Source organism: Pseudomonas sp. LBUM1647 (assembly GCF_059716175.1).
In genome coordinates, this window is record NZ_CP166809.1 from 1,225,132 (window position 1) to 1,239,666 (window position 14,535).

General features: G+C 60.4%; 11 protein-coding genes. 4 read left to right on the forward strand and 7 right to left on the reverse strand.

The features are described 5' to 3' along the window. Positions 1-49 precede the first annotated feature (49 nt). From ptsP to tadA, 4 genes are all read left to right on the forward strand, one after another. The gene (gene ptsP, locus ACA059_RS05475) at positions 50-2,584 is read left to right on the forward strand and encodes a phosphoenolpyruvate--protein phosphotransferase (RefSeq protein WP_497633012.1); all 2,535 of its coding nucleotides are present in this window, start codon (positions 50-52) and stop codon (positions 2,582-2,584) included. Positions 2,585-2,586: 2 nt separating this feature from the next. Next, positions 2,587-2,877: a PTS sugar transporter subunit IIB gene (locus ACA059_RS05480; protein WP_497633014.1), complete on the forward strand. Its 291-nt coding sequence runs from the start codon at positions 2,587-2,589 to the stop codon at positions 2,875-2,877. Between the two features lie 268 nt (positions 2,878-3,145). Further along, positions 3,146-4,522, forward strand: coding sequence for a multicopper oxidase family protein (locus ACA059_RS05485; protein ID WP_497633015.1), 1,377 nt, complete (start codon positions 3,146-3,148; stop codon positions 4,520-4,522). Then, complete coding sequence (gene tadA, locus ACA059_RS05490; RefSeq protein WP_497633017.1) at positions 4,522-5,016, forward strand: tRNA adenosine(34) deaminase TadA; 495 nt, start codon at positions 4,522-4,524, stop codon at positions 5,014-5,016. Before ACA059_RS05485 ends, tadA begins: the two co-directional genes overlap by 1 nt. 92 nt (positions 5,017-5,108) lie before the next feature. On the opposite strand, the gene cmoB is transcribed toward tadA, so the two are convergent. The 7 genes from cmoB to ACA059_RS05525 form a co-directional block, all read right to left on the reverse strand. After that, on the reverse strand, positions 5,109-6,065 hold the full coding sequence (gene cmoB / locus ACA059_RS05495; RefSeq protein ID WP_497633018.1) for a tRNA 5-methoxyuridine(34)/uridine 5-oxyacetic acid(34) synthase CmoB: 957 nt from the start codon (positions 6,063-6,065) through the stop codon (positions 5,109-5,111). Then, on the reverse strand, positions 6,062-6,841 hold the full coding sequence (cmoA, locus tag ACA059_RS05500; RefSeq protein ID WP_497633019.1) for a carboxy-S-adenosyl-L-methionine synthase CmoA: 780 nt from the start codon (positions 6,839-6,841) through the stop codon (positions 6,062-6,064). The genes cmoB and cmoA overlap by 4 nt, the downstream gene beginning before the upstream one ends. A gap of 159 nt (positions 6,842-7,000) precedes the next feature. After that, entirely contained in the window at positions 7,001-7,486 is a 486-nt protein-coding gene (locus tag ACA059_RS05505; RefSeq protein ID WP_497633020.1) for a hypothetical protein, read from the reverse strand. Between the two features lie 123 nt (positions 7,487-7,609). Then, positions 7,610-8,269 carry a lysoplasmalogenase gene (locus ACA059_RS05510; protein WP_497633021.1) on the reverse strand — a complete coding sequence of 220 codons (660 nt, stop codon included), beginning with the start codon at positions 8,267-8,269 and terminating at the stop codon, positions 7,610-7,612. 2 nt (positions 8,270-8,271) lie between these two features. Next, the gene (locus ACA059_RS05515) at positions 8,272-8,664 is read right to left on the reverse strand and encodes a protease inhibitor I42 family protein (RefSeq protein ID WP_497633022.1); all 393 of its coding nucleotides are present in this window, start codon (positions 8,662-8,664) and stop codon (positions 8,272-8,274) included. Positions 8,665-8,869: 205 nt separating this feature from the next. Next, positions 8,870-11,287, reverse strand: coding sequence for an endopeptidase La (gene lon, locus ACA059_RS05520; RefSeq protein WP_497633023.1), 2,418 nt, complete (start codon positions 11,285-11,287; stop codon positions 8,870-8,872). A 702-nt stretch (positions 11,288-11,989) separates the two neighbouring features. After that, on the reverse strand, positions 11,990-14,401 hold the full coding sequence (locus ACA059_RS05525; protein ID WP_497633024.1) for a glucose/quinate/shikimate family membrane-bound PQQ-dependent dehydrogenase: 2,412 nt from the start codon (positions 14,399-14,401) through the stop codon (positions 11,990-11,992). Between the last annotated feature and the right edge of the window lie 134 nt (positions 14,402-14,535).

A 14,535-nucleotide genomic window follows, 5' to 3' on the forward strand; every position in this document is an offset into this window, starting at 1 on the left:
AGCCTCGCGCTCCATCGGCACTTCAAAGAACAAAACAGCAGGTGACGTCATGGCCACACCCCAACAATTGCAATTGCACGCGCCCCTGTCCGGCGTATTGATGCCACTGGACCTCGTGCCCGATCCGGTGTTTTCCAGCCGCGTGATCGGCGATGGCCTGTGCATCGATCCGACTTCAACGACGTTGTGCGCGCCGCTGGCAGGGGTTGTCAGCAATGTGCAGGCCAGCGGGCATGCGATCAGCATCACCGGCGAAAATGGCGTGCAGGTGTTGATGCACATTGGCCTCGACACGGTGAACCTGGCCGGGAAGGGGTTCACGCGGTTGGTGGAGGAGGGCCAGCAGGTTGACGTTGGGCAGGCGCTGATCGAGTTCGATGCCGATTTTGTTGCATTGAATGCCCGCAGTCTGCTGACGTTGATGCTGGTGGTCAGCGGCGAGCCCTTCACTTGGCTGACGCCGGAAACGGGTTTGGTAGACAGTGGCCAGCCGCTACTGAGCTTGAAGCCCATCGAGCAGGCAACGGATGAGCCAGTGACGGAAGAGGGCGAAGCACTGTTTTCCAAACCGGTGACACTGGCCAACCCGAACGGTTTGCACGCTCGTCCGGCAGCGGTGTTCGCTCAGGCGGCGAAAGGTTTTTCGGCGAGCATTTACCTGCATAAACAGCAGGAGAGTGCGAACGCAAAATCCCTGGTGGCGATCATGGCGTTGCAGACGGGGCACGGTGACGTTGTGCAAGTCAGTGCGGCTGGCCCGGATGCTGAAGCGGCGATCAAGACGCTGGCCGAGCTGCTGGTGACCGGATGCGGTGAAACGGTGGCGGCCTCGGCGCAGGTTGAGGCAAATGCGATTGAGGCTTCATCGCTGACGGTGTTGCGTGGGGTTTGCGCATCGGCCGGATCGGCGTTTGGCCATGTGGTGCAGATAGCCGAACAACACCTGGAAGTGAATGAATTCGGCGCCACACCGCAGGTTGAACGCGATCATCTGTCCCGCGGCTTGGCCGAGGCGCTGCTGGCCCTGCAACTATTGCGTGACAACGCCATTGGCAGCGCGCAGGCAGACATCTTCAAGGCTCATCAGGAACTGCTCGAAGACCCGGGTTTGTTGGAAGTGGCTCACGTGCTGATCATCGAAGGCAAAAGCGCCGGGTTCGCCTGGCGCGCGGCCACCGAGTCGGCGGCAACCTTGTTCATAAGCCTGGGCAATGCCTTGCTGGCGGAGCGGGCGGCGGATCTGGCCGATGTCGGCCAGCGAGTGCTCAAGCTGATCCTCGGCGTACAGGATCAGGCGATGGAGCTGCCTGAAGGGGCGATCCTGATCGCCGAACAACTGACGCCGTCACAGACCGCCGGGCTCGATACCCGCAAGGTACTGGGTTTCGCCACGGTCGGTGGCGGCGCTACCAGCCACGTCGCGATCCTCGCGCGGGCGTCCGGTTTGCCGGCGATCTGCGGGTTGCCCGTTCAGGTGTTGGGGCTGGCCAATGGCACTCAAGTATTGCTCGACGCCGACAAGGGCGAGCTGCATCTGGACCCGGATCTGGCGGCCATCGAGCAGTTGCAAGCCAATCGTCAGCGCCAGCAGAAGCGCCATCAACATGAGTTGGCGCACGCTGCGCTGGCGGCTTGTACCCGCGATGGACACCACTTTGAAGTGACGGCCAACATCGCCTCGCTGGCTGAAGCGGAGCAGGCCATGGCACTGGGAGGCGAGGGCGTCGGATTGCTGCGTTCGGAGTTTCTTTATCTGGATCGCAATCATGCGCCGAGCCATGCCGAGCAGGCATCCATCTACAGCGCCATCGCCCGCGCCTTGGGGCCGGCGCGCAATCTGGTGGTGCGGACTTTGGATGTCGGCGGCGACAAACCGTTGGCCTACGTGCCGATGGACAGCGAAACCAACCCGTTCCTCGGCATGCGCGGAATTCGTTTGTGTCTGGAGCGCCCGCAGCTGTTGCGCGATCAGTTCAAGGCGATCCTGAGCAGCGCCGGGCTGGCCCGCCTGCACATCATGTTGCCCATGGTCACGCAGCTGTCGGAGTTGCGCCTGGCCCGGCAGATGCTTGAGGAAGAGGTGCTGGCATTGGGCCTCACGGAACGGCCGAAACTGGGGATCATGATCGAAGTGCCGGCAGCGGCCCTGATGGCCGACCTGTTTGCGCCTGAAGTGGATTTCTTCTCGATCGGCACCAACGACCTGACCCAATACACCCTGGCCATGGACCGCGATCACCCGCGCCTGGCCAGTCAGGCCGACAGTTTTCACCCGTCGGTGCTGCGTTTGATTGCCAGCACCGTGAAGGCCGCCCACGCCCATGGCAAATGGGTCGGCGTGTGTGGCGCCATGGCGTCCGAGGCGCTGGCGGTGCCGCTGCTGCTGGGATTGGGGGTGGATGAACTGTCGGTGAGCGTGCCGTTGATTCCGGCGATCAAAGCGGCGGTTCGCGAAGTGGATCTGGTGGACTGCCAGGCCATCGCCCAGCAAGTGCTGGGCCTGGAAAGCGCCGAGCAAGTGCGCGAGGCGTTGCGGCTGTATCACGAGGCGACGGTCGATACTTCACTGGTACTGGAGAACTGAGCATGTTCGAGAAAATGCAGCGGGCGTTCTGGAAAGCGTTGACCCCGGACCTGATCGTGGATGAGCCGAAAGTGGTTGCTCAGCCTGTTTCTGGCCTGGCCCCGGATATCGTGGCCGCGCTGGGCGGTGTGGATAACCTGAAGGCGCAGCAGCCGGTGGCGTTGACCCGGGTTCGGGTGGAGTTGCGGGATGTGGGGCGGATGGATCGGCAGGCTTTAAATAGGGCCGGTGTGCCGGGAGTCATGAGGCTGGATGACGGGGTAGTGCATCTGATCACTGGCCTCCAGCCGTAACCGGAGCACTGTGGCGAGGGGGTTTACCCCCGTTGGGTCGCGAAGCGGCCCCTAAGCCTGCAAGCTTGTTCTATCAGGCATACCGCGTTGGATGGTTTCACGACTGCTTCGCAGCCGAACGGGGGTAAACCCCCTCGCCACAGGGTATTGCCAACCATGCCTTGAGTGCGGCCCTTGGTCGCCCTTACTGTTTCTCAACCGCAGGTGTATCGTATTCGCCTTTTACAGGCCCACGGGCCTGTCGCTGATACGTGAGGTAGTTGAGTTCATGTCCTTTACCCGTCGCCAAATCCTCGGTGGCCTGGCCGGTCTTGTTGTCGTTGGTGTGGGAGCAGGGGGCGCGTCGCGGTACTGGTTGGGCAAGATGGCCGACGCCGACGCGGGCCACGACTATGAGCTGATCGCGGCACCGCTGGACGTCGAGCTGGTAGCCGGGCACAAGACCGAAGCCTGGGCGTTCGGCCCGTCGGCGCCGGGCACCGAGTTGCGCGTGCGTCAGGGCGAATGGCTGCGGGTACGTTTCATCAACCACCTGCCGGTTGCCACCACCATTCACTGGCACGGCATTCGCCTGCCGCTGGAAATGGACGGCGTGCCCTACGTCTCGCAGCTTCCAGTGCTGCCGGGCGAATACTTCGACTACAAATTCCGCGTACCCGATGCCGGCAGCTACTGGTATCACCCACATGTGAACAGCAGCGAAGAACTCGGTCGCGGGCTGGTCGGCCCGCTGATCATCGAAGAGCGCGAGCCTACCGGCTTCAAGTACGAAAAGACTTTGAGCCTCAAGAGCTGGCACGTCGATGAAGAGGGCGCTTTTGTCGCGTTCAGCATTCCTCGCGAAGCGGCCCGTGGTGGCACGGCGGGGCGCCTGTCGACCATCAACGGTGTCTCGCAAGCAGTGATCGAATTGCCCGCCGGGCAGATCACCCGGGTGCGCCTGCTCAACCTCGATAACACCCTGACTTACCGCCTCAATATTCCAGGCGTCGAAGCGCAGATCTATGCGCTGGACGGCAACCCAATCGAGCCGCGGCCACTCGGCAAGGAATACTGGCTTGGCCCGGGCATGCGTATCTGCCTGGCGATCAAGGCACCGCCGGCCGGTGAAGAACTGTCCCTGCGCAATGGCCCGGTACGACTGGGCACGTTCCGTTCGGTGGCGAACGCCGATGCACCGACTGAGTGGCCACCTGCACTGCCCGCCAACCCGGTGGCCGAGCCGGACCTGGCCAATGCCGAGAAACTCAACTTCAATTTCGAATGGGTAGGCTCGGTGTCGGTGAACTTCGACAATGGCAAGCCGCCGAGCCTGTGGCAGATCAACGGCAAGGCCTGGGACATCACCGATAAAACCTGTGCCGACCGCCCGATTGCCAAGCTCGAGAAGGGCAAGAGCTACATTTTCGAATTGAAGAACATGACTCAGTATCAACACCCGATTCATCTGCACGGCATGAGCTTCAAGGTGATTGCGTCGAACCGGCACAAGGTTATTCCGTACTTCACGGACACCTACTTGCTGGGCAAGAACGAGCGAGCGCAAGTGGCGCTGGTGGCGGATAACCCTGGGGTCTGGATGTTCCACTGCCATGTGATCGATCACATGGAAACCGGCCTGATGGCCGCCATCGAGGTGGCCTGATGCGTCAAATACGTCCCGCCGCAATCATCGATCGCAGCCGTGACCGTGACTTCATGCGCGAAGCCCTGACCCTGGCCGCCCAAGGCGCGGCTCTGGGTGAGGTGCCGGTGGGCGCAGTGCTGGTTCAGGACGGTGAAATCATCGGTCGGGGTTTCAACTGCCCGATCAGCGGCAACGACCCGAGTGCTCACGCCGAAATGGTCGCGATCCGCGCAGCGGCGTTGGCAGCCAGCAACTATCGTCTGCCCGGCAGCACGCTGTACGTGACGCTTGAGCCGTGCAGCATGTGCGCCGGGCTGATCGTGCATTCGCGGATTGCGCGGGTGGTGTACGGCGCGCTGGAGCCAAAGGCCGGGATTGTGCAGAGTCAGGGGCAGTTTTTTACCCAGGCTTTTTTGAATCACCGGGTGCTGTACGAAGGCGGGGTGTTGGCCGAGGAGTGCGGGACGGTGCTGAGTGAGTTCTTCAAGGCCCGTAGAGCCACTAGAGACTGAGATCGCCAAGATCGCAGCCTGCGGCAGCTCCTACATTGAAAGGCGATCCACCTGTAGGAGCTGCCGAAGGCTGCGATCTTTTGATCTTGCCTTTACTTGCGGGCGACGATCACGGCACGCATCGGCGCTGGCAGCCCTTCAACCGTCTTGCTGTGATCTTCCGGATCAAGGAAATCGCTCAGCGACTGATACTTCATCCACTCCGTCCCGCGCTGTTCCTCGACCGTCGTCACGCTCACGTCCACACAGCGAACATCCGTGAACCCGGCCCGGCGTAGCCACAGCTCCAGCGCGGGTACTGACGGCAGGAACCACACGTTACGCATCTGCGCGTAACGGTCTTCCGGCACCAATACCTGTTGCTGATCGCCCTCGATCACCAGGGTTTCCAGCACCAGTTCGCCGCCCTTGACCAGGCAATCCTTCAGCGCCAGCAAATGCTCGATCGGTGAGCGGCGGTGATAGAACACCCCCATGGAAAACACCGTGTCGAAGCCTTCCATATTCGGCGGCAGGTCTTCGAACGGGAACGGCAGGTGCCAGGCATTGGGTTCGGACAGGTAACGCTGCACCGCCTGGAACTGACAGAAGAACAGCCAGTTCGGATCGACGCCGATCACGCTGTCGGCCCCGGCACCAAGCATGCGCCACATGTAGTAGCCATTGCCGCAACCGACATCGAGGATGCGTTTACCCTTCAGATCCAGATGCGGTGCAACCCGCGACCACTTCCAGTCCGAACGCCATTCCGTGTCGACATGCACGCCAAACAGATCGAACGGCCCTTTGCGCCACGGCGACAAGCCCATCAGTGCAGTACGCATCTGAGCGCGGGTTTCGTCATCGCAATCGGTGTCCAGCATCAGACCGTTGAGCAAATCAACTTCGCTGGGCTGAATCTTCGGCAAGGCGTCCAGTGCACTCTGCCAGCGCTCCAGGTCGCCATGACCTTTTTCCATTTTCTTGTCGAGTTGCGCTTGCAGGGTGTTGGCCCAGTCGGCCAGCGGGGTGCCGGCCAGACGGCGGGCGAGGGGGGACAGATCAATCATGGCAAGGCAATCAACGAGGCAAAGTTAAGACACTGGAACCACGGCACGACTTTCGAGAACCCGGCGGCCAGCAGGCGCTCGCGGTGTTCTTCGAGGCTGTCGGGCTTCATGACGTTTTCGATGGCGCTGCGCTTCTGGGCTATTTCCAGTTCGCTGTAGCCGTTGGCGCGTTTGAACGCGACATGCAAGTCAGTGAGCAGCGCATGTTCTTCGAGGTCGTTGAAACGCAGCTTCTCCGACAGGATCAGCGCGCCGCCCGGCACCAGCGACTCGCGGATACGCGAGAGCAACGCGGTGCGCTGCTCCGGGGCGATGAATTGCAGGGTGAAGTTCAGCGCCACCACCGAGGCTGGCTGGAATTCGAGGGCCAGGATGTCGCCTTCGATCACTTCCACCGGCAGCAGCTCCTGGAACATAGAGTCCTGACCGTTGAGGTATTCGCGGCAGCGTTCGACCATCGCCGCCGAGTTATCCACAGCGATGACGCGGCAGCCGTCGGTGCGCACATGGCGGCGCAGCGCCTGAGTCACGGCACCGAGGGACGAACCCAGGTCGTAGAGCACGCTGTTGGGCTGGGCGAACTGCGCGGCGAGCACGCCAAGGTTTTCAACGATGGTCGGATAGCCCGGCACCGAGCGCTTGATCATGTCCGGGAACACCCGCACTACGTCCTCGTTAAAGGCGAAGTCAGGCACCTGGGCCAAAGGCTGGGCGAAAAGGCGATCGGGTTCTTTGCTCACGGCGGTTCCGGCGGCGTAGGTGGAAAAGGCCGGCATTTTAGCCAACTTGGCGCAGGGATGCTTGGGTTGTCTGATAAACCGTGGGGGATTTGCGAAGGGGGCAGATGGGGTCTTGGATGCAGAGAGCATTTGGAAAAGACAAATGAATGACCAAGTCGAGAGGCAAGACCTGGTCATTCATTGTTTAGAGCGAGATCATCTAGGACGCGTGAAAACGTTGAGTTCGGCTTTGCCAACGATGTGCAGCTGTTCGGTCCTGAGGTCTTTGCCTTTGAAATCAAAGTTGATGAGGTAGCGCAATGCCTCGGGGTTGTTCTGGACTACTTCGACGGTAATAGTGCCGCTTTCGGGTTTGTATTGGTAAGAAGTCGAAAAGTCGGCGTTAGCTCCATTTTCATAATAATAAAATGTGTCAAATGGAAAGTTTGGGTCTTTGGGTGAGTAAGTGCCTGACTGAATGTCACTGGAAAAAGTAAACATCATCCCTTTTTTGGAATCGTTAAAGCCGTTTTCATAGCTTCGACCGATAAAAGCAATCAAATTGCTGTTAGTGTCTTTGTCGAACTGGATGTTTTGAGTATGAAACTTTACGCGGTTTGAAACCTTGGCTTCAATATCGCAGTTGACGCTGACAAAGGGGTCTAAAGAAAGTGTCGAATTTTTGCTTTTAAAAAGACTCATGATTTTCTTCCCTGGTTTACGTTGGTGGTGGATAACGCCACTGGGATAGTAAGTAGGGTAGAAAATATGAACTACTGTCATATCTGACAGGTTTTTATAACATTTCGGAATAGTTTGTCGATTTTATGGTTGTGGAGTCTGGCTAAGTTGCTGTTTGTCTTTATTAAATGCCGAGGCTGCGATACCCCATTGCCCCAACCAGTAACTGAGGATGATGATGTATGGCGCGGCGGCGAATGGTGATACGAAACGGTTGATGCCGATCAGACTGTCGGAAAACACAAATGCCACCGCACCAGTCGCTGCCAATAACGCAGACCGTTTGGGTACGTCGGTGCCGAGTCGGGCCAACGCTCGCCAGAGCATGGCGCTGATGGCTAAACCGTAAACGATAACCGGGATCAGCAGTGGACCCAGCCCGTGAGAAATCAAAATCCCCAGCAATACCGCGCCGACGCCCAAAGCAATCACCAGCGGTAACGGCGCCACCCGCCGACAATCGCTCAAATAGGCTTTCAGATACGCCAAGTGGGCAACCAAAAACGCCCCAAGCCCAAACACAAATAAATCCCCGGGCCATGCCAGCAACACATCGCCGAGCAGGGAGAAAATCAGTCCAAGGCTGATCCAGCGTCGATACTCGGTAGGCGGTGCATCATGCAACCAGCCGAGCAAGGCCAGAACCGGCAATGGCTTGACCAGCAGACAGAGCAACGCCGCATGCACGCTGACGCCGTAGAGAAAAGTCACCGCGCCCATCAGCGCCAAAATCAGCCAGCCCACGATCAGTTAACCGAGATCGCGCAGTCGAACGTTTCCACCGCCGGTACTTCCGGTGCCCATGGTTGTGAGTAGGTCAGGCGTAAACGGCCCGTGCCAGCGGTGAAGGACTGGAAGCGCCAGGTCGAGATGCCTGCGCTGCCGACGATCCCCGCGTCTTCCGGGTTGCTGTAGACCTCGGGGCTGAGCGCGCGCAATACGCCACCGGCCGAATCCTGGATCGCCCAGCGGTAACCTGTGGTCGGGTTGCTTGGCAGGGTCAGGATCAGGTTTTGCCCGCTGTGCAGTTTTACCGGGCATTCGCTTTGTTTTTCCACGGTCACGTTCTGTTTCGGTTGCGTGGCGCACGCGGCCAGCAAGGAGAGGGCGAGGGGGGCAAACAGGCGAGTGGGGGACATAAGGTCAGTGGCTCCGGCATTCACGACGAACGGCGAGCATAACTGAAGATGAGACAAAGTGTGACAGCAACGCCTGAGGTGGCCGAGAGTTGAGCGTCGTCAGTGCCGACGTCTTCGCGAGCAAGCTCGCTCCCACAGGGGACAGTGATAAACCTGTGGGAGCGAGCTTGCTCGCGATGGCGGTCGTATTGTCGCTACATCACCGTCAGAACAAGATTTTTGCCACATCCGCAAAGCGCTTGGCAAAGTGCACGGTAATCCCTTCCTTCAGATAATCCGGCAATTCTTCAAAGCTTCCACGGTTAGGCTCCGGCAGGATCAATTCGAAGATCTTCTGCCGCCGCGCCGCAATCACCTTCTCGCGCACTCCGCCAATCGGCAGTACATGCCCGGTCAGCGTCAGTTCGCCGGTCATGGCGATGCCTTTTTTCGGCGCCTGGTTTCGGGCGAGCGAGAGCAGGGCACTGGCCATGGTCACGCCGGCACTCGGGCCGTCTTTCGGGGTGGCGCCTTCCGGGACGTGCAGGTGAACGAAGGCTTCGTCAAAGAACTTCGGATCACCGCCGAACGACTTCAGGTTGGAGCTGACGTAGCTGTAGGCGATTTCCGCCGACTCTTTCATCACATCGCCCAATTGCCCGGTGAGTTTGAAGCCACGGTTCAAGGTGTGAATGCGCGTGGCTTCGATCGGCAGGGTCGCGCCGCCCATGCTGGTCCAGGCCAGCCCGGTAATGACGCCGGTGCCAGACAGCACTTGCTCGTTGCGGAAGACTGGATGGCCGAGTGAGGATTCGAGGTCTCTCGGGCCGAGCTTGATCACCGCTTTCGGCTCGTCGATCAGTTTCACAACGGCTTTGCGCACCAGTTTGCCTAGTTGTTTTTCCAACTGCCGCACGCCGGCTTCACGGGCGTATCCGTCGATCAACGCTTTGAGGGCGCTGTCGCTGATACTCAGGCTGCCTTTGGACACGCCGGCTTTTTCCAGTTGTTTCGGCCACAGGTGACGTTTGGCGATGGCGATTTTTTCTTCGGTGATGTAACCCGACAGGCGAATAATTTCCATCCGGTCCAGCAACGGGCCGGGAATCGAGTCCAGGGTGTTGGCGGTGCAGATGAACAGCACTTTCGACAGGTCCAGACGCAAGTCCAGGTAGTGGTCGAGGAATTCGACGTTCTGTTCCGGGTCGAGGGTTTCCAGCAGCGCCGAGGCCGGGTCGCCCTGGTAGCTCTGGCCCATCTTGTCGATCTCGTCGAGCATGATTACGGGGTTCATCACTTCGACATCTTTCAACGCATGGACGAGTTTGCCCGGCTGCGCGCCGATGTAGGTGCGGCGATGGCCCTTGATCTCGGCTTCGTCGCGCATGCCGCCGAGGCTGAAGCGGTAGAACGGCCGACCGAGGGATTCGGCGATGGATTTGCCGACACTGGTTTTACCTACGCCCGGCGGGCCGACCAGCAGCACGATGGAACCGCTGATCTCGCCTTTGTAGGCCCCGACGGCGAGGAACTCGAGGATGCGGTCCTTGATGTCGTCGAGGCCGGCATGATGTTTGTCCAACACCTTGCGCGCGTGCTTGAGGTCGAGTTTGTCCTCGCCGTACACGCCCCACGGCACCGAGGTCGCCCAGTCGAGGTAGTTGCGGGTGACCGCATACTCCGGCGAACCGGTCTCGAGGATCGACAGCTTGTTCATTTCCTCTTCGACGCGTTTTTGCGCCTGGGGCGGCAGAACCTTGCCTTCCAGGCGTTGCTCGAACTGTTCGATGTCGGCGCTGCGGTCGTCCTTGGTCAGGCCCAGCTCTTGCTGGATGACCTTGAGTTGTTCCTTGAGGAAGAACTCACGCTGATGCTCGCCGATCTTGCGGTTAACTTCGGCGGAAATTTCTTTCTGCAGGCGCGCGACTTCGACTTCCTTGCGCAGCATCGGCAGGACTTTTTCCATGCGTTTGAGCATCGGTACGCAGTCGAGCACTTCTTGCAGCTCGCTGCCGGTGGCCGAAGTCAGGGCTGCGGCGAAGTCGGTCAGCGGCGACGGATCGTTGGGGCTGAAGCGGTTGAGGTAGTTTTTCAGCTCTTCGCTGTACAGCGGGTTGAGCGGCAGCAGTTCCTTGATCGCGTTGATCAGCGCCATGCCGTAGGCCTTGACCTCGTCGGTCGGCTCGGTGGGCTGGTGCGGGTATTCGACTTCCACCAGGTACGGCGGGCGATGGTGTTTGAGCCAGGTGCGGATGCGCACGCGGGTCAGGCCTTGAGCGACGAATTGCAGTTTGCCGTTTTCGCGACTGGCGTGATGGACCTTGACCAGGGTGCCGTAGAGCGGCAGGGCCGAGGTGTCGAAATGGCGCGGATCTTCCTGGGGCGTGTCCATGTAGAACAGGGCCAGGGAGTGGTGGTCGGATTTGCTCACCAGATCCAGCGTTTCAGCCCACGGTTCTTCATTGACGATGACCGGCAGCACTTGGGCCGGGAAGAATGGGCGGTTGTGGATCGGGATGATGTAGACCTTGTCCGGCAGGTTCTGGCCTGGCAGGGCGAGGCCTTTGCCGGTGGAGTGGTGTTCGGCGTTCTCTGGGTCGGCGTATTCGCTCGGGTCTTCGGGGAATTCTTGCTGGTCGCTCATGGGGCACCTGCGCAATTGAGTATGGGTGTTAGATGGGGCAGGTGGGGGGTGGTTTCAATGGCTCGGGATATTTCTGGGTGTGTGTTCAGGGTTTGGACAGGTGCTTTTGACTTGGCGGCCTTTGGGCCGACCATGTTGGTGGTTGTCCGGGTACATATCCGTTGCTGCGGTAGCGCCCACCTATGGTTTCGCCCTTACGGCGACTCACTTTTTTGACAAACGCCTCAAAAAAGTAAGCAAAAAAAGGCTCGCCCCGAGCGTCCGGCCCCTCGCCTGGGCTCGGCGTACCCTCGTTCCGGTATCCATCCGGGGACACTGCCCTCCGGTCTGCTTCGCGACGACCTACATGCAGCGTGTTCGACTGCGTCGAACGGCGCTGCGCGCCACTCCCCGGATGAACACCTCCACTCAGCCTCCCGAAGGGGCGGGTGGATCAAGATCAAAAGCTGCAGGCGAGCTAACGCTCGGCCTGTTGAGTGGTGAGGGGCGAAAGGCGAACACCGATCCATTGTGGGAGCGAGCCTGCTCGCGATGACGGAGTGTGAGACGACATCAATGTCGGATGTTAGGCCGCTATCGTCGGAACGCCGCCCGGACCAAGCTCGCTCCCACAGGGGATGTGTTGTGTGGCGGAAATACGTCACCCACAAAAAAGGCGACCCCCATCACAAGAGTCGCCTTTGCATTTACTGCCGCTAAAACTTACTCGGACAGTTTGTACGCAATCACATAGTCACCTTGCTTGGTGCCCAGCGACCCATGACCACCTGCAACAACCAGCACGTATTGCTTGCCGTCCTTGCCGGTGTAGGTCATCGGCGTGGTTTGCGCGCCGGCCGGCAGGCGGCCTTCCCACAACTGCTTGCCGTTTTTCACGTCATAGGCGCGCAGGTACTGGTCGAGGGTGCCGCTCAGGAAGCCAACGCCGCCAGCAGTGACGAAGGTACCGCCCAGGCTAGGCACGCCCATGCTCAGCGGGATCGGAACCGGTGAGCTGTCGCGCACGGTGCCGTTTTTGTGTTTCCAGATGATTTTGCTGGTGGTCAGGTCGACCGCTGTCACGTAACCCCAGGCCGGTGCCTGGCACGGCAGGCCCAGTGGCGAGAGCAGGGGTTCGAGGATGACGCCGTATGGCGCGCCTTTGTTTGGCTGCACGCCTTCGGTTTCGCTTTTGCGCGGGCCTTGGGCAGCGATTTCGGCGGCCGGGATCATTTTCGATTTGAACGCCATGTAGTCCGGATTCATGAAAGCAATCTGACGCACCGGGTCAACCGAGATGCCGCCCCAGTCGAACACGCCGAAGTTGCCTGGATACACGATCGAACCTTGCAGCGATGGCGGCGTGAACGGGCCGTCGTAGCGCATGGATTTGAAGTCGATCCGGCAGATCAGTTGGTCGAACGGGGTGACGCCCCACATGTCGCGTTCTTTCAGCGGCGGCGGCATGAGGTTGAGGTCGGATTTCGGTTGGGTTGGCGAGGTGTGATCACCTTCGACCGCGCCTTGTGGCACCGGCACTTCGTTGATCGGCACGATGGCCTTGCCGGTGCTGCGGTCCAGCACGTAGATGCTGCCTTGCTTGGTGGACGCGAGTACCGCTGGCTTCACGCCGTCAGCGGTTTTCAGGTCCATCAGGGTTGGCTGGCCACCGACGTCCATGTCCCACAGGTCGTGGTGGGTGAACTGGAAGTGCCAGCGCACCTTGCCGGTGCCGATGTCGAGTGCAGTCAGGCCGGCGGCGTGCAATTCCGATTCAGGGGTGCGTGCGCCACCGAACTGGTCCGGGGTCTGGTTGCCCATCGGCAGGTAAAGCATGCCGAGTTTTTCGTCGACCGCGAACATGGACCACATGTTCGGCGAGTTGCGGGTGTAGACCTTGCCTTCGGCAATCGGCGTGGTGTCGTCCGGGTTGCCGCTGTCCCAGTTCCACACCAGTTTGCCGGTGTGCACGTCGAATGCGCGGATCACGCCGCTTGGCTCGTCGGTGGAGACGTTGTCGGTGACGTGGCCGCCAATCACGACCAGGTCTTTGGTGACCGCTGGAGGCGAGGTGGAGTAGTAACCGCCAGCGTTGAAGCCGCCGATGTTGGCGCTCAGGTCGACCTGGCCTTTGTTGCCGAAGTCTTCGCACATCTTGCCGGTGTCGGCGTCGAGGGCGATCAGGCGGGTGTCGGCAGTCGGCAGGAAGATCCGGCGTGGGCAGACGCTGCTGACCGGCGCAGGGCTGGCAGTGCCGGTCGGGCTTTGCTCGGACGCGTAAGCGGCGTCATCGTGATAGGTCACGCCACGGCAGGTCATGTGCGCCCAACCCTTGAAGTTCGCCGCGTTTTGCGTGGAGAGCTTCGGATCGAAACGCCAGATTTCCTTGCCGGTGTCCGGGTCCAGCGCGATCACCTGGCTGTGCGGCGTGCAGACGTAGAGCATGCCGTTGACTTTCAGCGGGGTGTTTTCGGCGGTGGTTTCGCCCGGGTCGTTCGGCCCTGGCAGGTCGCCAGTGCGGAAGGTCCAGGCCGGAACGAGTTTGTTCGCGTTCTGCGGGGTGATCTGCGCCAGTGGCGAGTAACGATCGCCATGGGCGCTGCGGCCGTAGGAGTTCCAGTCACCGTCGGGCATGGCCGGGGCGGTGTTGGTCATGCCCGGCACGCTGTCGCGGTCCAGTTGGCCTTTGATTTCCCCCGGATTGGTGAACTGGCTGGCCAGCGCAGCAACGCCCGCCAGCACCACGGCCACGCTCAGTGCGCCCGTGCCCATCGGCGCAGGGCCAGTGAGCAACAGCGGACGGCGGAACCACGGCAGCAACATGACGATGCCCAGCGCAAACAGCATGGCCAGACGCGGCACCAGTTGCCACCAATCGAGGCCGACTTCCCACAGGGCCCAGACGGTACTGGCGAACAGCACCACTGCGTACAGGCCCAGCGCAGAGCGGCGGGCAGCGATCAGCAGCCCCCCGGTCAGCACCAGGCCGATACCGGCCAGCAGGTAATACAGCGAGCCGCCGAGCATGCTCAGCTTGATCCCCCCGGCCAGCATGGCCAGGCCCATTAGCAGAAGCAGGATACCGAGCAGGCTCGGCAGCAGACGGCTTCGACTCAAAGCACCATCAGTGCTCATAGTGTGGTTCTCCGTGACGTTTTAAGTAGTCCCGCGCAAGTTCACTGTAGATGACGATCCTGTGCGGGCATGGTTCAGTTATAAAAGTGAAACTTGATCCTTGTGGGAGCGGGCTTGCTCGCGAAAGCGGTGTG